Origin of the sequence: Brumimicrobium sp., assembly GCA_023957385.1 — a bacterium.
Taxonomy (GTDB): Bacteria; Bacteroidota; Bacteroidia; order Flavobacteriales_D; family Crocinitomicaceae; genus Brumimicrobium.
In genome coordinates, this window is record JAMLGZ010000001.1 from 2,152,162 (window position 1) to 2,177,467 (window position 25,306).

The 25,306-nt window shown below is 33.0% G+C and carries 21 protein-coding genes; 8 read left to right on the forward strand and 13 right to left on the reverse strand.

Features of this window, described 5'->3' with window-relative positions:
* Nucleotides 1–76: 76 nt before the first annotated feature.
* Together M9897_09430 and M9897_09435 are read left to right on the forward strand one after the other, a co-directional pair.
* Complete coding sequence (locus M9897_09430) at nt 77–5,659, forward strand: MG2 domain-containing protein (GenBank protein ID MCO5269102.1); 5,583 nt, start codon at nt 77–79, stop codon at nt 5,657–5,659.
* A 42-nt stretch (nt 5,660–5,701) separates the two neighbouring features.
* Nucleotides 5,702–6,217 (forward strand): hypothetical protein, encoded by a 516-nt coding sequence (locus tag M9897_09435; GenBank protein ID MCO5269103.1) that lies wholly within the window; start codon nt 5,702–5,704, stop codon nt 6,215–6,217.
* 46 nt (nt 6,218–6,263) lie between these two features.
* On the opposite strand, the gene M9897_09440 is transcribed toward M9897_09435, so the two are convergent.
* From M9897_09440 to M9897_09450, 3 genes are all read right to left on the reverse strand, one after another.
* On the reverse strand, nt 6,264–7,718 hold the full coding sequence (locus M9897_09440) for a glyceraldehyde-3-phosphate dehydrogenase (protein ID MCO5269104.1): 1,455 nt from the start codon (nt 7,716–7,718) through the stop codon (nt 6,264–6,266).
* Between the two features lie 71 nt (nt 7,719–7,789).
* Nucleotides 7,790–8,656 (reverse strand): RNA polymerase sigma factor RpoD/SigA, encoded by an 867-nt coding sequence (locus M9897_09445; protein MCO5269105.1) that lies wholly within the window; start codon nt 8,654–8,656, stop codon nt 7,790–7,792.
* 173 nt (nt 8,657–8,829) lie between these two features.
* A complete protein-coding gene (locus tag M9897_09450; GenBank protein MCO5269106.1) occupies nt 8,830–10,311 on the reverse strand; it encodes a Do family serine endopeptidase in 1,482 nt (493 codons plus the stop codon).
* Between the two features lie 191 nt (nt 10,312–10,502).
* On the opposite strand from M9897_09450, the gene M9897_09455 reads away from it, so the two are divergent.
* Genes M9897_09455 through M9897_09480 form a run of 6 tightly spaced genes read left to right on the forward strand, consistent with a single transcriptional unit; the run spans nt 10,503 to nt 14,676 of the window.
* Nucleotides 10,503–11,036 (forward strand): hypothetical protein, encoded by a 534-nt coding sequence (locus M9897_09455; GenBank protein ID MCO5269107.1) that lies wholly within the window; start codon nt 10,503–10,505, stop codon nt 11,034–11,036.
* Nucleotides 11,033–11,815 (forward strand): diaminopimelate epimerase, encoded by a 783-nt coding sequence (gene dapF, locus M9897_09460; protein MCO5269108.1) that lies wholly within the window; start codon nt 11,033–11,035, stop codon nt 11,813–11,815. Before M9897_09455 ends, dapF begins: the two co-directional genes overlap by 4 nt.
* 3 nt (nt 11,816–11,818) lie before the next feature.
* Entirely contained in the window at nt 11,819–12,328 is a 510-nt protein-coding gene (locus tag M9897_09465) for a GNAT family N-acetyltransferase (GenBank protein ID MCO5269109.1), read from the forward strand.
* A 6-nt stretch (nt 12,329–12,334) separates the two neighbouring features.
* Nucleotides 12,335–13,411 carry an endolytic transglycosylase MltG gene (gene mltG / locus M9897_09470; protein MCO5269110.1) on the forward strand — a complete coding sequence of 359 codons (1,077 nt, stop codon included), beginning with the start codon at nt 12,335–12,337 and terminating at the stop codon, nt 13,409–13,411.
* Between the two features lies 1 nt (nt 13,412).
* Complete coding sequence (locus tag M9897_09475; protein ID MCO5269111.1) at nt 13,413–13,907, forward strand: phosphoribosyltransferase; 495 nt, start codon at nt 13,413–13,415, stop codon at nt 13,905–13,907.
* Nucleotides 13,908–13,920: 13 nt separating this feature from the next.
* Entirely contained in the window at nt 13,921–14,676 is a 756-nt protein-coding gene (locus M9897_09480; protein MCO5269112.1) for a DUF3667 domain-containing protein, read from the forward strand.
* An 81-nt stretch (nt 14,677–14,757) separates the two neighbouring features.
* Here the strand turns inward: M9897_09480 and M9897_09485 are convergent, their stop codons facing one another.
* Genes M9897_09485 through M9897_09530 form a run of 10 tightly spaced genes read right to left on the reverse strand, consistent with a single transcriptional unit; the run spans nt 14,758 to nt 25,149 of the window.
* The gene (locus tag M9897_09485; protein ID MCO5269113.1) at nt 14,758–15,513 is read right to left on the reverse strand and encodes a hypothetical protein; all 756 of its coding nucleotides are present in this window, start codon (nt 15,511–15,513) and stop codon (nt 14,758–14,760) included.
* A gap of 52 nt (nt 15,514–15,565) precedes the next feature.
* Nucleotides 15,566–16,342, reverse strand: coding sequence for a hypothetical protein (locus M9897_09490; protein MCO5269114.1), 777 nt, complete (start codon nt 16,340–16,342; stop codon nt 15,566–15,568).
* Nucleotides 16,343–16,360: 18 nt separating this feature from the next.
* A complete protein-coding gene (locus M9897_09495; GenBank protein MCO5269115.1) occupies nt 16,361–17,074 on the reverse strand; it encodes a hypothetical protein in 714 nt (237 codons plus the stop codon).
* The gene (locus tag M9897_09500) at nt 17,071–18,120 is read right to left on the reverse strand and encodes a T9SS type A sorting domain-containing protein (GenBank protein MCO5269116.1); all 1,050 of its coding nucleotides are present in this window, start codon (nt 18,118–18,120) and stop codon (nt 17,071–17,073) included. The genes M9897_09495 and M9897_09500 overlap by 4 nt, the downstream gene beginning before the upstream one ends.
* Before the next feature lie 7 nt (nt 18,121–18,127).
* Nucleotides 18,128–18,868, reverse strand: a complete 741-nt coding sequence (locus tag M9897_09505; protein ID MCO5269117.1) for a hypothetical protein — start codon at nt 18,866–18,868, stop codon at nt 18,128–18,130.
* Entirely contained in the window at nt 18,865–19,908 is a 1,044-nt protein-coding gene (locus M9897_09510) for a T9SS type A sorting domain-containing protein (protein MCO5269118.1), read from the reverse strand. The genes M9897_09505 and M9897_09510 overlap by 4 nt, the downstream gene beginning before the upstream one ends.
* A gap of 5 nt (nt 19,909–19,913) precedes the next feature.
* Nucleotides 19,914–20,699: a hypothetical protein gene (locus M9897_09515; protein MCO5269119.1), complete on the reverse strand. Its 786-nt coding sequence runs from the start codon at nt 20,697–20,699 to the stop codon at nt 19,914–19,916.
* Nucleotides 20,700–20,717: 18 nt separating this feature from the next.
* Nucleotides 20,718–21,449, reverse strand: coding sequence for a hypothetical protein (locus tag M9897_09520; protein ID MCO5269120.1), 732 nt, complete (start codon nt 21,447–21,449; stop codon nt 20,718–20,720).
* Nucleotides 21,446–24,286 carry a T9SS type A sorting domain-containing protein gene (locus M9897_09525; protein ID MCO5269121.1) on the reverse strand — a complete coding sequence of 947 codons (2,841 nt, stop codon included), beginning with the start codon at nt 24,284–24,286 and terminating at the stop codon, nt 21,446–21,448. Before M9897_09525 ends, M9897_09520 begins: the two co-directional genes overlap by 4 nt.
* A 35-nt stretch (nt 24,287–24,321) precedes the next feature.
* Complete coding sequence (locus M9897_09530; GenBank protein MCO5269122.1) at nt 24,322–25,149, reverse strand: hypothetical protein; 828 nt, start codon at nt 25,147–25,149, stop codon at nt 24,322–24,324.
* Between the last annotated feature and the right edge of the window lie 157 nt (nt 25,150–25,306).

Sequence of the window (25,306 nt, forward strand, 5' to 3'; positions counted from 1 at the left end):
TGAAATAAATTTTAATTATTGCGTTAAGATTCTATCTTTATAGATAAAATCATTTTCACTCATTTCAATATTCATTATGAAAAAAATCATTCTAGCCTTTAGCGTATTATTAGCACTCATTTTAAGCCTCTCTTTATACTCTTGCAAAAAGAATAGCTTAGAAGATTTCAGAATAAATCCTGAATTTCAGAAGTATATCACTTCATTTACTTCAGGTGTAGTTTCATCTAAATCTGCCATTATTATACAATTCGCTCAACCATTTAAAGGGACTTTTGAGCCCAACAAAGAAGTGAAAGACAAGCTCTTCTCCTTCTCGCCATCTATAAAAGGGAAAACGGTATGGGTAGATGAATATACCGTTCAATTTATTCCTGAAAATAAACTAAAATCTGGGCAAACGTATTGGGTAGATTTTGATTTAGACAAAGTAACTGAAGTTCCTAAAGATTTAAAAACATTTAAATTCCCCATAACCATTATTAAACAAGCCATCAATTTTGAAAGTGCAGGCTTAAAAGTATATGAAAATGAATCCTATGATTACTATCAATATCAGGGAATAGTTTATAGTGCAGATGTAGTTACTACAAAAGAGTTAAATGAATATTTTAACTTTCAAGTTAACGGAAAAACGGTTAAAGTGAAATGGAATGATAGCGGAAATCATAAAAAATATAATTTAATATTAGATAGTGTTCCGCGATTAAACCAAGAAGGAATATTAGAAGCAGAGTGGAATATCTATCCAATAGATAAAAAGGACAAAAAGACTATTACAGAAGACATCCCTGCAAAGGGTAGTTACCGCATTTTAAGCTCTACTGTAGTTCAACATCCTGAACAACATGTTATTGTGCGTTTCTCTGATCCATTATCCAAAAGTCAGAATCTATCTGGATTAGTCGAAATTCAAAAAGACATAGAAAGTAAAACTTCTATTTCTACAAACGAACTATTCATTTACCCTAATTATCGAATAGAAGGATGGTACACTGTCTTTGTAGATAAGTCGATTCAAAATACAGAGGGTAAGAAGTTAAAAGAAGATTACTCAGATAAAGTACATTTTCAAGCGATTAAACCTGCTGTTAAATTGGTAGGAAATGGAGCTATTCTCCCTTCCTCTAATCAAATGTTAGTGCCTTTTGAAGCTGTAAATCTAAAAGCTGTAGATATTCGAATCATAAAGATTTTTGAATCCAATATAAAGCAGTTCTTCCAATTAAATGATTATAATGGAGAAGAAGAGTTAATCCGCGTTGGCCGTGTTATTCGAAAGAAAACGCTATACCTAGATAAAGATAAACCTCTTGATTTAACAAAATGGAATCGATTCAATTTAGATTTATCAGAATATATTAAAGTTGAACAAGGTGCCATTTACCGTGTAGAAATAGGATTTAGGAAATATCAATCCCTTTATCCTTGTACAGGAGGAGTACAAGAAGATTTCGATATGGATGAAACTGACTGGGACGAAGATGAAACTGCAGAAAAAGGCGAATGGGATTATGTAGGAGATTGGTATTACAACTATGATTATTATTATGAAGATTGGTTTGATGGATACGACTACTCCTTAAGGGATGATCCTTGCTCCTACTCTTATTATAGGAATGTTAAAGTAACTAAGAATATATTTGCTTCTGACATTGGTATCATTTCAAAGGGAGGTACCAATGGGGAATATATGGTTATAATAAATGATATTATCACCTCCAAACCAATTGAAGGAGCTTCTGTTGAGTTTTACGATTTACAACAACAGCTTCTAGCTACAGTAAAGACAGATAAAGATGGTATAGCAAAGACCAAAGCGCTTAAATTCACACCCTTTTTCATCATTGCCAAACATAATAATACAAAGGGTTATTTAAGGCTCGTGGAAGATAATGCCCTATCTATTAGTCATTTTGATGTAGATGGAGATTATATAATGGGTGGAATTAAAGGATTCATTTATGGAGAACGTGGAGTTTGGCGACCAGGCGATACACTTTTCTTAAACTTTATTTTAGAAGATAAAGAGAAGATATTGCCAGATAATCATCCTGTTATCTTTGAGTTATTTAATTCACGTGAACAATTGGTAAAACGAGATGTCAAAACTACTTCTTTAAACGGATTTTATAACTTTACAACACCGACAGAGGCAGATGCTCCTACAGGAAATTGGTCGGTACGTATAAAGGTTGGAAATGCTGAATTCTACAAGAATATTAAAGTAGAAACTATTAAACCCAACCGTTTAAAGATAAATCTAGACTTTAATAAAGAGGTGTTAGATGCTAGCACTAGATTCATCAAAGGAAAGTTATCTGTTAATTGGCTACATGGTTCGCCAGCTCGTAACTTAAAAACAGATATATCTTTGCGTTTTAAACCTATCCAAACACAATTTAAAGATTTTAAAAATTATCACTTTGATGATCCAAGCAAGGATTTTTGGTCTGAAGATGAAGTATTCTTAGAAAAAAACCTGGACGACAATGGTGTTCTTCAATTTGATAAAGCTGTTGAATTGAATAATTCTCCTGCTGGAATGTTAAGAGCTATCTTTACAACTCGTGCATTCGAAAATGGAGGTGATTTCAGTATTTCACAATCTAGCATAAATTACGCACCATACGATCATTTTATAGGTATTAAAACACCAGAACCGAACGCATACGGAGCATTGGAAACTGATAAAGACTATAAATTTCCGCTTATAACAGTAGATGCTAATGGAAAACGTGCAGGCAACAGAAATTTACGGGTGAAAATATATCGTATCGAATGGAGTTGGTGGTGGGAAAGTGGCTCTAATAATGCAGCTAATTACATTAACAACTATAATGTTTCTCCCATCTCAACTCAAACTATTTCTACCAATGCTCAAGGAGAAGGGGTAACAAGTTTAAAAATTAATAAATACGATTGGGGGCGCTATTTAATCAAAGTAGAAGATATTGAAAGTGGACATTCCACCGGAATTTTGACATATTTTGATTGGCCATCTTGGATGTCTAGAGCAGGAAGAGCAACCCCAGAGGGAGCAAATATATTAACTTTTGCTGCTGATAAAAAAGAATACAATACTGGAGAAAAGGCTAGAATTAGTTTTCCTTCATCCAAAGAAGGTAATGCTCTTATTAGTATAGAAAATGGCAGAAAGGTTATAGATGCCTTTTGGATGAAGACTGAAGAGGGAGAAACATCCTTTGAACTACCAATCACAGGAGATTTGGCACCAAACTGTTTTGTGCACATAACTTTACTCCAACCGCATAAAAACACACTGAACGATGCACCTATACGTATGTATGGAATAATACCAATTTTAGTTAAGGACCCAACTACTGTTCTAGAACCTATTATCAAAATGCCGAATGAGTTAACGCCAGAAACTTCATTTAATTTGGAGGTAACTGAAAAGAACAAACACGATATGACATACACTATTGCTATTGTGGATGAAGGGTTATTAGACTTAACTAATTTCAAAACTCCAGATCCATGGAATCGCTTCTATGCGCGTGAAGCATTAGGTGTAAAAACGTGGGATTTGTATGATTATGTCATTGGTGCGTATGGTGCTAAGATAGAAAATATATTAACTATTGGAGGAGATGAGAACATCAATCCGGGAGAGAAAAATCCGCTCAGATTTAAACCTATGGTTAAATTTATTGGACCTTTCTACCTAAAAGGAGGAAAAACAGCACAGCATAAGATACATATACCAAATTATATCGGTTCTGTAAGAACTATGGTAATAGCTGGTCAACAAGGTGCTTATGGTAATGCAGAAAAAACTACGCCAGTAAAGAAACCTTTAATGGTGTTGGCCACTCTTCCTCGTGTGTTAAGTCCAAAAGAAACTGTTACACTACCTGTTAATGTTTTTGCAATGGATAAAAAGGTCAAAAATGTAAATATTCAAGTTAAAACAAACTCCTTAGTAAAAGTAGCAGGAAGTTCATCTAAGCAAATTAATTTTACCAAAGAAGGAGATCAATTAGTTAATTTTGAATTGGAAGTGGGAAGTAAATCAGGTGCAGCATCCATTGAAGTTGTTGCCACAAGTGGTAGTGAGAAATCTACTTATACAGTAGATATTGAAATAAGACAACCTAATTTGCCAATTAGTTATGTCAAAGAAGCTACTGTTGAAGGTAAATCTTCTTGGGAGGAAGAAGTCGCACTTACCGGACTTGAAAATACAAATTCAGCAAAACTAGAATTATCTACTATCCCCCCTATCAATCTAGAAAAGCGTTTAGGATATTTATTGCAATACCCACATGGATGTATTGAACAAAAGACTTCGGGAGCCTTCCCTCAGTTATATCTTTCTTCTCTTATTAAAATAGATGATGAAACCAAGAAGAGAATAGATAACAACATTCAATCAGTAATCAATAAGATTCAGAAACACCAGATAAGCAATGGAGGATTCTCTTTCTGGGAAGGTGGCTCATACGCAGATGATTGGGGAACAACTTATGCTGGACATTTCATGCTAGAAGCCGAAAAGAGAGGATATGCACTTCCTTATGGACTAAAAGACAAATGGAAAAGTTTCCAGAAAGAGATAGCTAAAGATTGGAAGTCAACGGATAAGTATGGATATAGAAACTCTGATTTAATGCAAGCATATCGTTTATATACATTAGCATTAGCAGGTGATCCATTGTTAAGTGCCATGAATAAATTACGTGCTCAAGATAATTTATCCGTTGCTGCTTCGTGGAGATTAGCAGCAGCATACCAAATTGCAGGTAAAACAAACATAGCAAAAGAAATCATTCGAGATAAATCTACAAAGATTGCTCCGTACACAGAATTAAGCTATTCGTATGGAAATAATTACAGGGATGAAGCCATGATTATTGAAACCTTAACCTTATTAGGAGAGAAAACCAAAGCCTCTGCATTAGTGAAAGATTTATCCGAAGCGTTAAGTACAGATAACTGGATGAGTACACAAACAACAGCTTATTCTCTCATGGCTATTGCTAAGTTCACTGAAAATAATCAACCGAAAGGAGGTATGAATGCAACTATTTTCTATAATGGTAAAACAACTACCATCAATAGTCGGAAAGCAATTGAGATTATTGATTTAAAAGTAATGGGTAATCAAAATGCGGTTAACTTTAAAGTAAACAATAATAACGATGAATACTTGTTTGCTCGCCTTGTTACCACAGGCGTTCCTTTACCAGGAAATGAAATACCTTTCAATAATAATTTAAAAATGAATGTAGTTTATAAAAATAATGCTGGTAAACCAATTAATGTAGAGCAAATAGAACAAGGAATGGACTTTAGTGTTGAGGTTACTGTCTCTAACCCTGGCATGCATGGAGATTATCATGATTTGGCTCTTTCTCAACTATTTCCAAGTGGTTGGGAAATTCAAAACCAACGAATGGATATTGGATATGATGGTGATAATGATGCATTATTCGATTATCAAGACATTCGAGACGATAGAGTGTTTACTTATTTTAGTTTGGCAAGAAATAAGAGCAAAGTCATTACTATCTATCTGCATGCTACTTATGCAGGAGAATATTATCTACCTGCCGTGTATATAGAAGCCATGTATGATAATTCAATTTCGGCATTAGAGAAAGGAAAGAAGGTAAAGGTGAAATATGTGCAATAATGACTCAATCTATCGCAATAGAATAAATAATCTAAAATAAATATGCTCAAAAAGATTGATTATTATATTATAAATTATTCTAAACCTAGAATTATTTGGTTACTCGCTGGAGTGTCGTTACTATTTAATTTTATATTATTCCCTTTAATGGCATCGCATGGAGGAACTCCATTGGATCTCAATTATTTTTACAGTGCTGATGAAGCTTATCTTGCGCTAAATCAATTTACAGAACTAGAACAAAATCGTTATTTTATTAATGAATGTACAAATGATGTAATCTATCCACTCATTTACACGTCATTTTTATGTCTGAGTATTTATAGACTATTTGGAAAATTATCCTTCGCAAGACTTCCTATATTTATTTTAATTTTTGACTATATGGAGAATACAGGGATACTAATACTACTTTATAATTTCCCCGAACGTCTAGATACTATAGCATACATGACTGGTGTTTTTTCTGGAATAAAATGGTTAGCAGCTATCTTCAACATATTCATGCTACTTTCAGGAGTTTTTCTACTCCTTTTCAAAAAGTTAAAAAGAGCATAAAAAAAGGGCTATTTTGCAATAGCCCTTTCCTTATTTTTTTTATCGCTTAATAGTAAATTAAACGTCTTACTTTAGCAACATATTTAGCTAAACGAATTACTTGTTTTGTATAACCAAACTCATTGTCATACCATGTATAAAGGACTACATTCTTATTGTCTTTAGATACAATAGTTGCAGGTGCGTCATAAACAGAACAACATGTATTTCCAATAATATCACTAGAAACTAATTCCTCATCAATAGAATAGTAAATCTGATTCACTAAGTTTCCGTTCAAAGCCGCATAACGAATTGCTTTATTTACATCTTCTAAGTTTACTCCCTTTTGAAGTTCTAAGGACATGATAGCTAATGAGCCATTTGGAGTTGGTACACGTACCGCATTAGCAGTTAATTTGTCTTTTAACTCAGGAATAACCTTTGTTACTGCATTTCCTGCTCCTGTGGAAGTAATAACCATGTTAATTGCAGCAGAACGTCCTCTACGCGGTTTCTTGTGCATATTATCCAACAAGTTCTGGTCATTTGTATAAGCATGAACTGTTTCTATATGTCCTTTTACAATACCAAAACTATCATTGATGACTTTCAAAATAGGAGAAATAGCATTTGTTGTACAAGATGCAGCAGAAACAATAGCATCATCATCCAAATTAATATCTTTCTGGTTGATACCATAAACAACATTTGGCATTTCTTTACCTGGTGCTGTTAAGATAACTTTAGAAACTCCTTTTGCCTTTAAATGGCGAGATAATGCTTCTTTATCTTTAAACACACCTGTATTATCAATTACAAGTGCATCGTTAATGCCATAAGCAGTATAATCGATATCTTCGGGGTTTTTAGCTTCCAGCATTAAAACCTTCATACCGTTTAGAGTCATTACCTTCTTATCCACATCAACATCCACGATTCCATCAAAAGTTCCATGAACAGAATCATTTTTAAACAAAGCAGCTCTCTTTAAAAGAACATCTGGTGTAGTTTCTCTAGTTACGATAGCTCGCAAACGTAGTTGTTGACCTTTTCCAGCTTGTTTAATTAACTCTCTGGCAGCAATACGACCAATACGACCAAAACCAAATAATATAACATCTTTAGGTTTAAACTGGTGTTTATCATGACCTAGAAAATCTTTTAAAGTATCTTTTAGGAAAGAAGACGCATCTGGATATTTCCCATTAGATTCAAGGTATTCGTATGCCAATTTACCAATATCCAACTTAGATGGTGCAAGGTCCATATCCATCAATGCTTCTGCAAGCATAGAAGTAGTATAAACATCAATTGGTTTTTCAACTACTTTTCGAGAATACTCATGTAAATTAAGAATTTCAGAATTAGTTAAACCATCCAAGTGGTTTCTAAAAAGAACTAATTCAACACCTTTATCATATAATAATTGACCAGTAAATTGAGCCAGTTTAATTCCTGCTCTCTCTCTTTTAATGTGAGCATCTAGCTCTACTTCATAACCATTTAAAAGGGCATCCATGTTTTGTTGTTTGTTTATGTATTAATTAAAAATATAAAAAAGGCCACTAAATCTTAGCAGCCTATGTTTCATTATCCTAAATATGCTTTTAGAAGTTTATTTCTAGAAGTATGTCTTAATCGCCTAATTGCTTTTTCTTTAATTTGGCGAACACGTTCTCTCGTTAAATTAAATTTAGCGCCAATTTCTTCTAAGGTTAGCCCGTGATTCATACCGATTCCAAAGAATAAACGAATAATTTCTCTTTCTTTATCTGTCAAGGTAGATAGCGATCTTTCAATTTCTCTTTGTAAAGATTCTACCATCAATAAATTATCTGCTTTTGGTGCATCATAATTCTCCATCACATCCAATAAAGTACCGCCATCGTCATTTGTCGATAAAGGAGCGTCCATAGAAACATGACGTCCAGAAACGTTCATACTTTCCTTAATCTTGTATTCTGGAACCTCTAATGCCTCAGCTAATTCTTCAGCAGAAGGAGATCTTTCAAATTCTTGCTCTAAACGAGAAAATGCTTTATTGATTTTATTTAAAGAACCAACTTGGTTTAATGGTAATCTAACGATTCTAGCTTGTTCAGCTAATGCAGACAAAATAGATTGACGAATCCACCATACGGCGTAAGAAATAAACTTAAATCCTCTGGTTTCATCAAATTTTTGAGCTGCTTTTATCAATCCAAGATTACCTTCATTAATCAAGTCAGGCAAAGTTAATCCTTGATTTTGGTATTGTTTTGCTACAGAGACAACGAATCTTAAATTTGCTCTTGTCAACTTATCAAGTGCACGTTGATCACCTTGTTTAATTTTTCTAGCTAATTCAACCTCCTCATCAGCGTTGATTAACTCTTCTTTCCCAATATCTTGTAAGTATTTATCTAAAGATTGACTTTCGCGGTTGGTGATTGATTTGGTTATTTTTAATTGTCTCATATTTATTTAAAACTTAAATTTATTAAACAAGTGCTGCAAAGTTACGCCTTTAAAATGGTTCTACAAAATATAATTTTCAACAAATTATAACATATTGATAACCAATATATTTACGTAAAAATAACATCCTTGATTACAAGGATGTCATTTATAACGCATATTCAAAAAATTAGTTACAGTCCAAAACCAACATAATCTTTCTTTCCGCTTTTTGTAACCACTTCAAGTAAGATTCCTTTATTGTTCTTATTGCTAAGATATTCTACTAATTGCTTCACACTTGTAACATCTTCATTATTTACTTTCGTAATTACAGTTCCTTCTGTCAATCCTACGGATCTAAGTTTACCTGTAGCAATAGAAGATATTTTTACTCCATTTGAGATTCCTAATTCTTTTTTCTCTTCTTTTGTTAATTCAGTAAAAGTAGCTCCTAAAGCAGATGTTGCATTGGATTCTTCTTTTGTAGTGATTTTTGTCCCTCCATCTTTATCGCGCAACATCACATCTAAGACTAACTCCTCATCTCCCCTTCTAATAGTCACAGGAATATTATCGCCTGGTCTTCTTCTTCCTACTTCTTCTTGTAGCTTAGATACAGATGTGATTTCATTTGCTCCTATTTTTAGGATGACGTCACCTTTTTTAATTTTTGCTTTATCGGCAGCAGAACCGTTATTTACTCCTGCAACATAAACACCTTTTGCATCTTTTAATTTTTCAGCATCCATCAATTCTTGGGTTATCTCCTGAATTTGCACACCTAAGAAACCTCTTTGAACTATACCATAATCAATTAGGTCATGCATAACTTTAGCAACCAATTCGGAAGGAATGGCAAAAGAATAACCAGCATAATTACCAGTTTCGGAAGCTATTGCTGTATTAATCCCTATTAATTCTCCATTTACATTAATCAATGCACCTCCTGAATTACCAGGATTTACAGCTGCATCTGTTTGTATGAAAGATTCAATAGGAATAACATTATTATCTTGATTATTACTTCCAATGATATTGATATTTCTAGCTTTCGCTGATACAATTCCCGCTGTTACTGTAGAGTTTAAATTAAATGGATTTCCAACAGCCAACACCCACTGTCCTACTTGCACTTGGTCACTATTTCCTAAGGGCATAGCTCTCAAGTTTGATTTTTCAATTTTTAAAACTGCTAAATCAGTTGACGGATCGGTACCTATAATTTTTGCATCATACGTTGTATTATCATCTAAAGTAACTGTCACTTCGTTTGCATCTTGTATCACGTGGTTATTCGTAACGATATAACCATCTTCTGTAACAATCACTCCTGAACCAGAGCCTGCTCCATATTGTTTATATTCTCTGCCACCTGCTCCAGGTCCATAAAAAAATTCATAAAAAGGGTCGCGTTGTACAAAAGAACGTATTGTTTTTGTTTTAACGTGTACAACTGAATGGACGCTCTCAGCACTTGCTTTTGTAAAATCTAATTTTCCATCTAATTCCGATGGTAGAAAATTAACTTGAGAAGTTGGAATATTCGTTTGCAAATCATTATTTTGATTCATTGCATTAAATGAAGGAGAAGTTGAATTTATCATCAAATACACGCCTAATGGTAAAAGTCCTCCTAAAATTCCTAATCCGATTGTTTTTATGTTTCTTTTCATAACTTCTAAATTTTTAAGACTATTTTCTTTCTTCAATATTAACGCCATACATATAAAATTGTTAAACATTCACTGTTAAAACTTGTTAAGCTATTATCTTTTAGGGTAATCGAAATTTTATTACCTTTGATTTTTATTTCAACATGCGCCCAAAATATTTTTATATTATATTGGTTTTGACTGGCTTATTAATGGGCATTGGTTTAGGTTATATATTCTTTTATAACAGTGCAAGTCACAAAGAGCAAAAGATCTTTATAGAGCGTATTCAGAAAGAAATTATTAAAGATACTATCAAAGTAAATCATATCATAAAAGTCCCAATAGTTGATACTTCTTCCACCAAACACAATGACAGCATTTTAACTAAAATTGAAAATAATCCGAAGGATTCATTAGAGGAGGTTATTATAAGAGAAGAAATGGTAGCCAAAAGAAACATTCATCTCAAAAAACTAGAATCTGATTCGTCAGATGTGGTCGAAATTTTAAATGTAAAGAGTAAATCTTTTTCCAATGAAATTACGATAGAATTTTGGGAGAGTCCTTTAAATTTGACTGGATATATTCTCTCTAGAAATAAGTTGAAATTATTTGGTTTTAACCCGAATGAACATATTTCCCTTCAAGAAAGTAAAGATGAAGATCAATTGTTTTTTAATTCGGAATCAATGAGTCTTACCCTACATAAATCTGATCGATTCCAAGCACTTAAATTGCGATGAAAATACAGTTTACTAAATACCATGGAACGGGAAACGACTTTATCATGGTGGATTGTACCTCCTATCAAAAAGAAGATTTTGTATTAACAAATGAACAAATAGGTTTTCTATGTCATCGAAGATTTGGAATTGGTGCAGATGGACTCATTCTCATTTTTAAGCATCCTGACTTGGATTTTGAAATAGTGTATTTTAATTCGGATGGTTCTAAGAGTTTTTGTGGAAACGGAGCGCGTTGTGCAGTTAAGTTTGCTCAATCGTTAAATTTATTTTGTGATACATGTTCTTTTATGGCTATTGACGGCGTACATTCTGCCAGCATCCATGAAGACCTGGTTTCTCTCAAAATGTCTAACGTTTCTTCTCTTAAAATTGAAGATAACAATTATATTATCCATACTGGAAGTCCTCATTTTATTCGATTCACCTCTTGCTTGGAAAATGAAAATATTGTTCAATATGGGAAAGAAATTCGTTATTCCGATACATATAAAAAGGACGGAATTAACGTGAATATTGTTGAAGAACTAAGTCCCAACAAAGTTCAAATGCTAACCTATGAACGTGGTGTAGAAGATGAAACATACTCATGCGGAACAGGAGCTACCGCAGTTGCCCTTGCAGTAGCAGACAAAAACAAAAGCAGCTATTTCGATGTTATAATAAATGTAAAAGGGGGACAACTACGAGTTACTGGTGAACGTGATGGAGACACATTTCATTCTATTTACCTTATAGGTCCTGCCGAGAAAGTATTTATAGGTGAAATAAATTTATGAGTTATGTTTTTAGGCAAAAAAATATATCTACGTCAATTAGAAAAAGAAGATGCTCCAACACTCCTATCCTGGGAAAATGATTGTGAGAATTGGCGTTATAGTGAAACAGAAGCTCCCTACTCCTTAGCACAAATACAGCAATATATCGAAATAGCAAGTGATATTCGACAAACGCTTCAATTGCGATTAATGATTTGCTTAAATGCACATGCTCCTATAGGAAATATTGACTTATTCCAAATAGATTTTAAGAACAAACGAGCTGGAGTAGGGATTCTAATAGACAAAGATCATCGCGAAAAGCGATATGCCTCAGAAGCTTTATTGTTATTGGAATCTTATGTAAAAGAACACCTTGATTTTATTCAATTATTTTGTACAATCCGATCAGATAACAAAGCAAGTATCCAATTATTTGAATCGTCGGGATATGAAAAGATAGGTGTTAAAAAGAAATGGTATTATTGTTCAGGGAAGACTTATGATGCTTATTTTTACCAAAAAATTTTATAACAAATCATGACTGTAAAGCTCCGTAGTAGAAGTAACTTATTTATTCTTTTAACGATCACTTTCATTATTAGCTCATGCACTTCGATTAATGCCTACTTTGGCGCCAAAAAGGAGACTATTAATCAAGAAAAAGTTGCCTTTTATATCCCTTCTTCCCTACAAACGGTTGATGAACTCATTCAATTATTAGTTGACAACTCTATCATCACAGAAAACAATATTAAATCCTTACAATCAGTAATTGAATACAAGGAATTTAAAGGCGAAATGATAGGGCCAGGGAAATATATTATTGAGCCTAAAACAGATTTCAAAACGCTTTTAAACGGATTTACCAAGAACCGTTTAGGAAATGGAAACAAGGAAGTCGAAGTTGAAGTAACTTTTAATAACTGTCGTGATATTTATGATATAGCCGGTAAGGTGTCTCGAAATATAGAAATGGATAGCATTCAATTTATCAATTATATCCTTGCTGATTCAATTTTGGCAAAATATGGGTTCACAAAAGCCCGTATCATCTCTTTATTTTTGCCAGACACATATCGCTTCTACTGGGATACAGATGAAAGAGAATTTGTTTCAAGTATGGCATCCTCTTTCAAGAAATTTTGGACAGCAGAAAGAATAGAAAAATTGCATCAAAAAGGTTTAAAGAGTCAGTCCGATGCCGTTACACTTGCTTCAATTGTTTACCAAGAGCAAAATAGAAATCCAGAAGAATGGAGAACTATTTCAGGCTTATATCTCAATCGTCTTCGCATAGGAATGAAACTACAATCAGACCCTACATTTCGGTATTGTTGGGGAAGAGAATTAGATGGAGTAGAACGATTAACCTATAAACATAGAGATATCGATTGCCCATATAACACTTACATCTATGCGGGGTTACCCCCTGGACCAATTTACGTCCCACCTGCAAAAGTTGTCGATGCTGTTTTGAATGCTGAAAATAATGATTATCTTTATATGTGTGCCCAACCCAATTATAGTGGTTTGCACAATTTTGCACGAACATTACAACAACATAATGTAAATGCGACAAAATATCAACAATGGTTAAACTCTATTAAGAAATAATATGATTACTCAAATTTTAAACGAAAAGCAGATAACTCAAAAATTAGATAGAATCGCATACCAAATTGCAGAAGATAGCTTTGAGGAGAGTAAACTATTTATTATTGGGATTAAAGGAAATGGATATAAAATTGCCGAAGCAATAGCCAGAAGGTTAAAAACAATTAACAAACAAGAGGTCATCCTTGCTGAATTAGAGATAGATAAAAAGAATCCTTTAAATAAAAATATATCCATCACCATTCCAACAAGTGATTTAGATAAACACATGGTGATATTAGTTGATGATGTTTTAAATTCCGGCAGAACCATGCAATATGCACTAACAAAAATCTTAGAGCAGCCTGTTAAGAGTATTAAGACAGTAGCTTTGGTAGATAGGAAACATCGTGATTATCCTATTCGTTGTGATTTTGTAGGTTTAACTCTATCCACCACATTACAAGAGCGTGTAGAAGTAGAAATCAGTAAAGAATCTAGAGCTTATTTGGTTTAAACCTGCTAAAAATATGACTACTACTTGTAAAAATTGTGGGAAACCTGTATCTGAGAATTATTGTGCACATTGTGGAGAAAAAATAAATCTCCCTAGAATCAATGGGACTTTTATTTTTAGTGAAATAGCTGATAATATTAACCTCAAAAAGGGATTTCTATATACGGTTAAGGAACTCATCATTCGACCTGGTAAAACCGCACGCATATTCCTACTGGAAAATAGAAAAAAGATTATTAAACCCATAACTTTTCTCATTGTCTGCACATTTATTTTTGGAATTATGGATAATTTTCTATTTCCCTCTGGGCTCTCTATTTCAGAATCTTCTGAGCTAAAAACGAAAGAGTTTCACGATAATGAAGCTGTAATGGAATTACTTAAGAAAAGTAAAGATTACATCAGCTACATCAACATCATATTTAGCATCTTTATAAGCTTTTGGGTAAAATATATATTCTTTAGAAAACATTCTTATTCATTTTGGGAAGTAGCCGTCGTCTTATTCTACATTGGTGGAATACAAATGCTTATTTCCTCTATTTTTTTAATTATAAATTATAGCACTTCCCATGATTATAGTATAATCGGAACATTTATTGGGATAATTTACAGTGTTTGGGTGTTAGGACAATTTTTCAATGGGAAGTTTAAAAGCTACTTCCATGCATTTCTCTCTATTTTATTAGGTTATCTTAGCTTAATTATAATTGGTTTAACTCTTCTTGTTTTTATCATAGTTATAGCTGGTATAAACGGTCATTTATAGTAGATTAATTAGCAAAAGACATTGGCGATTCCTGGGTTTGGGATGGATACTAAGTATGTTTTTTAAATAAGCATAATAGATTTATTTTTCTTTCTTTGATTTAAAAGAAAACGAATAATTTAATCCCAACCCCATTTCGAAATAATGTTCATACACCGTTGTGCCATGAGGAGTATCCTTCAAACGATGCGTATCAACAACATTTACAGGAGGTGCACTCTCACCTGGTAACCACTGGTTGTAAAAATATCGAAAAGCTCTAAACATATAGCCGAGCTGAATTTCGATATAAAAATTCTCAAAAAGTCTAAATTCATTCCCTATGATAAAACTTCCAACTAAAGGAGTTGAGATGTAATTATTTGTAAAATAATAATCGGTTACATATTTCCCCATTCCATGACTACCACCTGCGTAATGACCTTTTTTTCTAACAATATCGGAAGGAGAAAAGTTAACTTGAGTCCCTTTTTCTTCATAAGTCGAAATCAATCCTTTACCTCTATAGCTAGAAAATATTTCAGTATCAATATTTATCATTAAATAAGGGTGATAAAAGGATTTCACTGGTAAAAATTCATATTTCAATCCAAAACCAAGTTGATGGCTATTTAATTCAAATGCCTTAAACTTTTGTCCATAATCCTGATGGCCTGTAAAATTGACAACTCCACTATACATATAACTAAAACAAGGGGTTAATGAAGTTTTTTTGAAAATTAATTTAACTCCTAAATTAAGCGTCGTATTCGTGGTAGTAAATAAATGATTAAATGACTGTGAACCAGAAGCATAATATTGATAATCATTTTGACTATAAATGGTACTTGAAAACAATACTATAATAAAAGAAAATATTTTTATTCTTCATAGTTTCATGAATTTACAGCTATTCCTTAGATTTTCCACCCGATTTCATAGGAATCGCATAACTAACACCTAGCTCAAAATCTAGCATGTGGGAATACACACTACTCGTTGGGATATTTTTAGCTTTCTCCTGTAAATCCTCGCCGGCTTTCCATTTTGCAAATTTCACTTTCATAATGCGAAAACCATATCCAACACCAATATTCAAATTAAAGTTCTGCATTAAGCGAATGTCTATGCCTGTCGAAACACTACTTACCATAGGTGTAGAATAGTAAAGGTGTGAATAAAAAGGATCAAACTTTTTTCCTTCCCCCCATGGCTTTTCTCTTGGGATATAAAGGTCTTCGAGCAAGTATCCATTTTTGTAATTTGTACTTATCTCGGAAAGGAGCTGCGTCATGATAAAAGGTCTTACAACTTTGCTGGAATTTCCAAAGGTATATTTTAAAGAAAGCCCCATAAAATGACTCCTTAAGAGGGATTTATATAATCTTATTTCTTTACCATTTGAATCATAATCATGATAATATTTCCCATCGAATGCTGTACTATCTGCATCTGCATAATAATTCACGTTAGTTGAGAATTGATAAACTAAAGTTACATCTAACATACCCTTATCTTGGATAAACTGTAACCCAAAGTGCAGTCCTCCTCCATACACTTGGCTCATTTTGTTACTTATAATTTCTTTTTCAAAAAAGCCAGAAATATTCGTAATTAATTGTAGTTTTTCTTGAGAGACGACAATAAATGAAGATGTGAAAGTGAGGAGTAAAAGTAAATGTTTCATAGTGTTACGAATTTACAGCTATTCCTTGGATTTTTTGGAAGATTTGAGAGGAAAGTTATAACTTAGTCCTAACTGTGTATTCAAATAATGAAGCATTTGCTTATTCATAGGTATATCTTTGAGAATTTCTTGATAATCCTCATCATCTTTCCACTCTAAATATTTATATCTCATAATTTGTAATCCATATCCAAGTGAAAAATTCAAGTACAAATCTTTAACAATACGCAAATTAAACCCTGTAGAGAATGTTGCAAACAAAATAGTGTTATAATAAAAACCTGAACTATTAAACATATACGAAGAAGAGTTTCCATTAGATTTTGGATATTTGGCATGAGTACCTCTAGTTATAAAAGTAGAGCCTTGTAAAAATCCTTCTTTATAATTACTAGATATTTCACTTAATACGGTAATACCTATTAGGGGGCGAAAACGTTTTTGGCTTTCTAGAAAAGATTGCTCGATAGATATACCTAAAAAATGTCCACTATACAATATGGATGTGTAATGATGTAAGTGACTATATGTTAGGTAAGTATTACATTCCCCTATTTTATTTTCAAAATTCACTCCTATTCCCAGAATAGCTGAATTAACAATAACTCCATGATTTGAAAATAAATCTGCATATATACCATAAGAAACTTTAGTTACTAATTTAACATTGCTTCTTTGGCCATATCCAATGACTGTAAAAAATAGGAAGATGAAAGTAATTAATTTTTTCATAGCTTAATGAGTTTAAAAATTTGATTTTGATTGACAAACAGTATGGTATATATACCATTACTCAAATTAATCGTGTTAATCTTAGTAGCTCCAGCTTTGATATTATAAGTTTCAATTATTTTCCCCTCTATAGATTTTAATATAAAATAATCATCTTTGGGGCTTTGGATTAAAATGTAATTTTGAAATGGATTGGGATAAACATTTGGCAAACTCTCATCCATATTTTTTATTGATAATAAATTTTTATTTATTAATTTTTCGCCTTGTTCTTGATTGCTTTGTTGAATCAAACTTGTATTACAATTTTGTTGAAATATAACATACCAAACTACAGGAAGATCATAGTTTCCTGTATGACTAACAGTTAATTCAGGGTATTCTAGTGTTATCCCCCATTTTCCTTTCTTTTTATTGGTTCGAAGACAATCACTTTTTATATATCCGTTATTACTATCTCGAAAAGAAGAATACCAATCAACCCTATAATCAGTATGGGTTTTTAAATTATTTACTCTGAGTCGATCTGCCTTATTTACATCATTCCATTCTGTATTTCTTGGAGATTCGATTGCTACATTATTAAAAACTATATTTTTACAATCACTTCCGATATTTCCTCTTGTTTGTATATTATAACTCCTATTTTTGATGTATCCCACAACAAGACTTTTATTAAATGAGGTATAGTATTGATGTTCTATTGAATATCTTTCTTTTAGAATCCCTGTATATTCAGCTTGCTGCGCCCCATGCTCCCAATACCCACCTCCTTGGCTCAGCGTTCCAATCACATCATCACCGTTCATGTGGTTGAGGGCACGGAAGGTGTTTTTCCATAAATTTAGGTACAGGTTGTTGATGCTATCGGCATTTTTACCTCTGCCGTCCCAAAATAAGAAACCTGCAATACCTGTAAAGCCGAGTGTCATTTCATCCACACTCCGCAGGTCGAAGTTGGAACAAGCACTGTATGCGTTGTCTATGCCACCTTCAGAGATGATGTTTACTTTATCTGATGTTATATACAAAGTAAAAATAAGCATACGGAATTTATTTTTCTTTTTTTGAGTTGAGAGGAAATGAGTAGGATAATCCTAAATTGATATTAGCTATATGAAAGATTTGATTTTTTGTGGAAGTATTTTTAAGCATCTCCGAATAATCTTGTTCTGGTGTCCATTTTAAATATTTATATTTTAGTAATTGCATAGCATATCCTGTAGATAATTTAAAAGCAAAGTATTTATTTATCTTAAAATTAATCCCTATATCTAAATAAATATACAGAGGAGTTGTAATGTAAAAAAAGCTTGAATTGTGATATCCTGAATAACCACCATGACTTCCAGAGAAGTGATCATTTTTCAATGGAATCAAAACAGGTGTAAAATAATTTTCATCTAAAAATTTATTCTTATAACTTGATGTGATTTCTCTTAGTATTCCAATGGTAATTAAAGGATGAATTTTTCTTTCTCTATTCAATATAGAATAACTATATTTTATTCCCAACATATGTGAATTAAACATAAAAGGTTTAGTTATTTGACCTCTTGAAAGATTGGAATTAAGTCCATAACTTAAATATATTCCCATATTGTCAGAAGAAAAATCTATCCCTGTGTTTAACAATATTAAATTCTCAAAAGAGGCATATAATCCACTTGTTTTTTTAAACATGCGAAGATTAGTAAATTCATCTATATTAATTGACAATCTTTTTTTATTCTCCTGACATAAAAATGAATAGCTTATCATTACTATTATGGTAAAAACAAGGAACTTCTTCATAACTTTACAATTTTAAAAACAACAGTTTGGTTTATAAATCTCAACAAATATACTCCAGGAGCTAAGTTTGTAGTAATAAAAGTACTTTCGCCTTCTACGATTTTCCATTTTTCAATTTCTTCACCCCAACTATTTTGTAGTACAGCATTATCATCTTTAGGGCTATAAATAATTATCTCATTATCAAACGGATTTGGATAAACTCGTATTGCATCTTCTGTGATTGTTTCCTGCTTAACTGTCTTATATTGATAATTGTATTCGTCTTCTTTTAACTCCTCATTTTTTATCATTCCGTTCGAACAAGAGCCTTCTTTTATAACAAACCAAACAACAGGCAAACCTCCTAAATTGAGCGAATAATTTAAAATTAATTCTGGATGCTCTAATGTAATTCCCCATTTTCCTTTTTTCTTATTGGTTTTTTGACAATCCGATTTAATGTATCCATTTGGATAACTACCAAAAGTTGAATACCATTCAATTTTATAATCTGTTTTGTTTTTTAGGTTTTCAATTCGTAATCGCTTATTTAACAAAGGTTTATTCCATTTCTTTGAATAAAATGAATTGTATCTATCATCATTCTTAAAACTACTATTTGAACAAGGTTGATTTACTCCTCTTGTAAAAACATTATATGTATTATTTTTAATATAGCCAACTGCCTTTGTTTTGTTATTTGAGATATAGCTTTGTAATTCTATTTCATATTTTTTGCTATTTGGGAATATGCTTGAGCTGTAATGATTCCACTGCCCCAACCCTTGGCTCAGCGTTCCAATCACATCATCGCCATTCATGTGGTTGAGGGCACGGAAGGTATTTTTCCATAAATTTAGGTACAGGTTGTTGATGCTATCGGCATTTTTACCTCTGCCGTCCCAAAATAAGAAACCTGCAATACCTGTAAAGCCGAGTGTCATTTCATCCACTGGGCGGAGGTTGTAGTTGGAGCAAGGGTTGTATACGTTGTCTATGCCACCTTCGGAGATGATGTTTACTTTATTTGGTGTTATATGGGTTGAGCCAGTACTCATAAAAACTATTCCTTAGATTTTCCACCCGATTTCATAGGAATCGCATAACTAACACCCAGTTCAAAATCTAGCATGTGGGAATACACATTCTTTGTTGGGATATTTTTAGCTTTCTCCTGTAAATCCTCGTCCGATTTCCATTTTGCAGATTTCACTTTCATAATGCGAAAACCATATCCAACGCCTATATTCAAATTAAAGTTCTGCATTAAGCGAATGTCTATGCCTGCTGTAAGATTGCTTACTAAAGGTGTAGAATAGTAAAGGTGTGAATAAAAAGGATCAAACTTTTTTCCTTCTCCCCATGGTTCTTCTCTTGGGATATAAAAATCCTCGAGCAAGTATCCATTTTTGTAATTTGTACTTATTTCGGAAAGTATCTGCGTCATGATAAAAGGTTTTATAACTTTGCTGGAATTCCCAAAGGTATATTTTAAAGAAAGTCCCATAAAATGACTCCTTAAGAGGGATTTATATAATCTTATTTCTTTTCCATTGGAATCATAATCTTTATAATATTTTCCGTCGAATGATGAGCTGTCGGCATGCGCATAATAATTCACATTAGTAGAGAATTGATAAACGAAGACTGCATCTAACATACCTTTATCTTGGATAAACCTTAACCCTGAGTGCAGTCCCCCTCCTCCATACACTTGATTTCCTTCATTACTAATCATTCCTAGTTCTTTTTCAAGAAAGCCTGAAATACTTGTAATCATTTGTAGTTTTTCTTGAGAGACGACAATAAATGAAGATGTGAAAGTGAGAAGTAAAAGTAATTGTTTCATAGTTTTACAAATTTACAGTTATTCCTTGGATTTTCTATCCGATCTCATAGGAATGGAATACGACAACCCTAACTCCACCCCAATGGCATGAAAAAGTTGCGTCTGTACAGGAGCTAAACGCAATGCTTCCTGATACTCTACTCCTTCATCCCATTTCAGATATTTATATTTCATAATTTGAAAACCATAACTTGCTGAAAGGCTAATATGAAAAGCTTGAGTAACTTTAAAATTATACCCTGCATGAACAAAACCTATAAAGGGTGTGGATTGGTAGAAGTTGCTTTGCAGTACCAATTTTGAAGGCACGCCATGCCCCAAATATTCAAGGTTATACAATACTGGAGTATAAGGAATAAATTCATTCCACATTGTATTACCTTTATAGTTAGAAGCTACTTCTGAAAATAAACTTATCCCAACAAATAAACTATTTTCTTTTTTAAGATGGAATTTATAAGATATACCTAGTAGATGACTTTGAAATATTGGAAAATTTGACTCAAATACTGTAAGATTTAGATTAAGGCCGTATAATATAGCATAAGTCATTCGGTATGATTGGGTATTCGTCTCCAATCCAATTCCCGCAGAAGTGAAATTGGACCAAATTGCTGTCCCTTCTCCATCTATCTTATGAAACCGATAATATGGCATTTCAGAAAGTTGGATATTCATTCTAAGAGATTCTTGGGAAAAGACACTCACACAAGAGGTTAGTATTAAAAATAGTAATTGATATTTTCTCATAGCTTAATGAGTTTAAAGATGATATTCTGATTTATAAATCGTAAAATATAGATACCTTTTTGGAGATTAGAGATATGGATTTCATAACTATTACTTGGTATTTTCCATGAATCTAATACTTTTCCTTCCAAGGACTCTAAGTTTACCAAATCTTCTACAGATGATTCTATTGTAATTTTATTGTCAAATGGGTTAGGATATACTTTAACTAAGGATTCTTTAGATGAAGAGATTGCATTTTTAGTAATATTTTTATTTGTTAATAACTCTTCGCTATTACTATCTGGAATATTCATACTATTGGAGCAACTTCCTTTATGTATTACAAACCAAACAACAGGTAAATCATTATTTCCAGCGTAGCTTACTGTTAATTTTGGATGTTCTAATGTAATTCCCCATTTTCCTTTTTTCTTATTGGTTTTTTGACAATCCGATTTAATATATCCATTTGGATAACTACCAAAAGTTGAATACCATTCAATTTTATAATCTGTTTTTGAGTCTAAGTCTTCAATTCGCAACCTCTTATTAAATAGTGGCATATTCCATTGTTTAGAGTAGGGATCTTTATGTTTTTTTTCCAAAGGCACATTTTTACAAGGATCGCTCTCTCCTCCTCTCGTTTTAATATTATATGTATTATTTTTAATATAGCCAACTGCCTTTGTTTTGTTATTTGAGATATAACTTTGTAATTCTATTTCATATTTTTTACTCTTTGGGACTATACTTGAGCTGTAATGATTCCACTGTCCCCACCCTTGGCTCAGCGTTCCAATCACATCATCGCCGTTCATGTGGTTGAGGGCACGGAAGGTTTTTTTCCATAAACTTAGGTACAGATTGTTGATGCTATCGGCATTTTTTCCTCTGCCATCCCAAAATAAGAAACCTGCAATACCTGTAAAGCCGAGTGTCATTTCATCCACTGGGCGGAGGTTGTAGTTGGAGCAAGGGCTGTATACGTTGTCTATACCTCCTTCGGAGATGATGACAGGAACTCCAGGTAAATTCTTAAAGGCTCTTAAAATCCTTACTGAGCCAACATCAGTCAGATACATATTATTGCTTTCTGATTTCAATAGAGCATTAGGAACAACATAGTACGGATTAAACCCAATCACATCAACATTTTGAATGTAAATACTTGAGTCAAGATGATTTCCTGTTTTTTCTGCTTCAGGTGGCTTTATGTTTATTCCAATCAATTGCCTGTTCCAATTTAAAGAATCTTTGATATAGCTTATCATCACCTTTTGATAGTTATATATGGCATCCCTAACTTCGGGATATGCATTTGGAAAATTATATGGAATATTGTCTTCATCGTTTAGATGGCTGTTTAAATGCCACGGTTCACTCAACAGTTCCCATTCGGCTATTTTGGTAGAGTAGCCATAGCGTGCAATCAGGTAGCGCGTACGCTGCTTGTGGTAGAGCAAATCCGTCGTATTTGTAAACATCTTGTCGGGCGTTTTACTTCCACCATTCACCCATGGGTCATCGTTGTAACAATAAAATGGGTAGTTACTGTTAGGTCCTGCATAATCAATATGGGTACCATCCTCATTTTTATGTTCCCATGACCATTGCCACCAAAAATTGCGGTACATAAAATGGTCTTGCATCATGAGGTTATATATCATCAGACCGTTATAATCCTCACAAAGATCCAACAATTTATCAATTTCATAAGCATAGTGCAAGCGTTTGTAGTAATTTCCTTTTTTCTCAAACTCAATAGAATTAGACCAAGGACAAGATACCATCCTAAAATACTTGGGTTTTGCCGGATCACCATACTGGTTGCCATAGGCAAAATATGTTTCTACTTTTTGTAAATATTCATCCCATTCTTCTAATGTAGCACAATCTTCTGTATGGGGAATAATCTCCCAATGTCTTTCATTGCAATTTTCATCACTAGGTGCAGGAAAATTTTGCCCTACAGGAAAAATCATACGTGAACCTAGTTTTAAATTTCTTCTGTTTTCGTGAATATGTACATAACCGGGGTCGCCACTTTCCACTACATAAAAATAGAACAAGGGACTCTCGTATTTTAGCACACCTTTAACCTTTATTTGAATCTTGCCATACCATTTTCCATTTTGTGGAGGTGCAAAACGAACTCTAAACGGAAACGCAGACATCACTCCATCATTTCCTTTGATTTCATTCCAAGCATTTTCACTTTCATTCTCCACATAATCCCTTGTAAAATAACCTTCTACTATTTCATACCAAGGTACATCCAGACAGTTGAAAATAGCTTGAACCTGAATATCCCATGCTAAAAATGGGTTGAGCGCAGTTGGGTCATAAGGAGCAGTAGGGTCAGTCGTATTTTTTATAAACTTACGTACATCATTCCATAATTCAAACGCTTGGTTTTGTAAATTCCCGATACCAAATTCCAATTTTTTATAACGCAAAACATGATTCAAATCGGGGTAATTCATCACCGAAACGCCTGTGAGTTGTCCAATTTCTCCAGGTTGAACATCTACAGATCCATTTCCAAAATCTTCTTGTATTAGTAGATGGTTTTTTCCTCCGTTTTCTATACTCTTCAGGTGAGTACCCGATTTTAAATGAATACGCTGATATGCTTTCATGGTTTTATTTTGATTAGCAGTCATAGCGCTGGTGTGGTCTCCACCAAGTTCTATACACGAACCATAAATATATGAATTGTTATCCAACTCTTGTTGACTTGGTTGTAAAGCATAAGCCTCGCAATCAAACACGTTTACCGGAGTGTTTTGAGGGAATACCATATAGACAAAGCTAAGCAAAAAGAAAGTTACTGTATAGTGTTGCAAGTTTTTCATCGCTTTTAATTCTTGTATGTTATAAAGAAGATTCTTTAGTTGTTCTTTTTACTTAATTCGCTTATTTCATTCCGTAATGTTTCTAGCAACTCTTTTAGGTTATCCTGTTCCTCTTTGAGAACATTCATTTCTTTTTGCTGGGCAATGATATAAAGAGTTAATTCCTCTACTTTTTCAGTTAATAATTTATTCATTTCTCCCAAAGGGAGTCCATTAGTTTCAATATTTACTGCACTGGGAAATCCAGGAAGGCGCTTATTTAGTTGTATATATTCTTCTACTTTATTCAGAGATGGGAGCTTATAATCTGGGTGAAACACATAGTCCGGCCAAGAGGCTAAATCTACAATTACTTCTCGGGTATATGTTGTGTTATTTTGGCTATTTACTTTTAGTATGGAATTTCCAGCTTGATTTTTTAACTCTAGCGTTCCATTAGGAAATACAGTTAATATAGGCAAACCTCCCTGCGTATAGGAATTGAGCATAAATTTTCCTGAATAATCGACAGAAAGTAAAGAATTCTCATTATTATTCTGTAATCTGCTAATATTTAAAGCAAAATTTTCAGATAATGTAGGATATCCTTTTATATCTAGCTTGGCTTTTGGCTGTTGCGTTCCTATCCCTACTCTCCCCTTACATTGAGATTCATCTAAATATACAATTGGTATATCCGAGTATTTGATGGATTTCCAAGAAGTGTTTGGACACGTTGTTGTTTTGATAGGTATTGAAGGGATTCCTATTTGGGCTTTTACATTATTGGTTAATAGTAAAAATGGGGATGCTAGTAAGATATACTTTAACTGATGATAAGCCCTCCATCCCCGAAAAGGGCGTAGTACATGATTCATTCTCATAGTGTGTTATTTTATAGTGCTACTGCAATTTAAATGCATTCTTTGGGATTACCAAATAAATAGAGCGTTTTTTTAGTTTTTTGGTTTACTTATTCTACATGTGCAACTAGTAATTAAAATAAAATTATAAATTTGATTATTCTTAAGCTATTTAAAA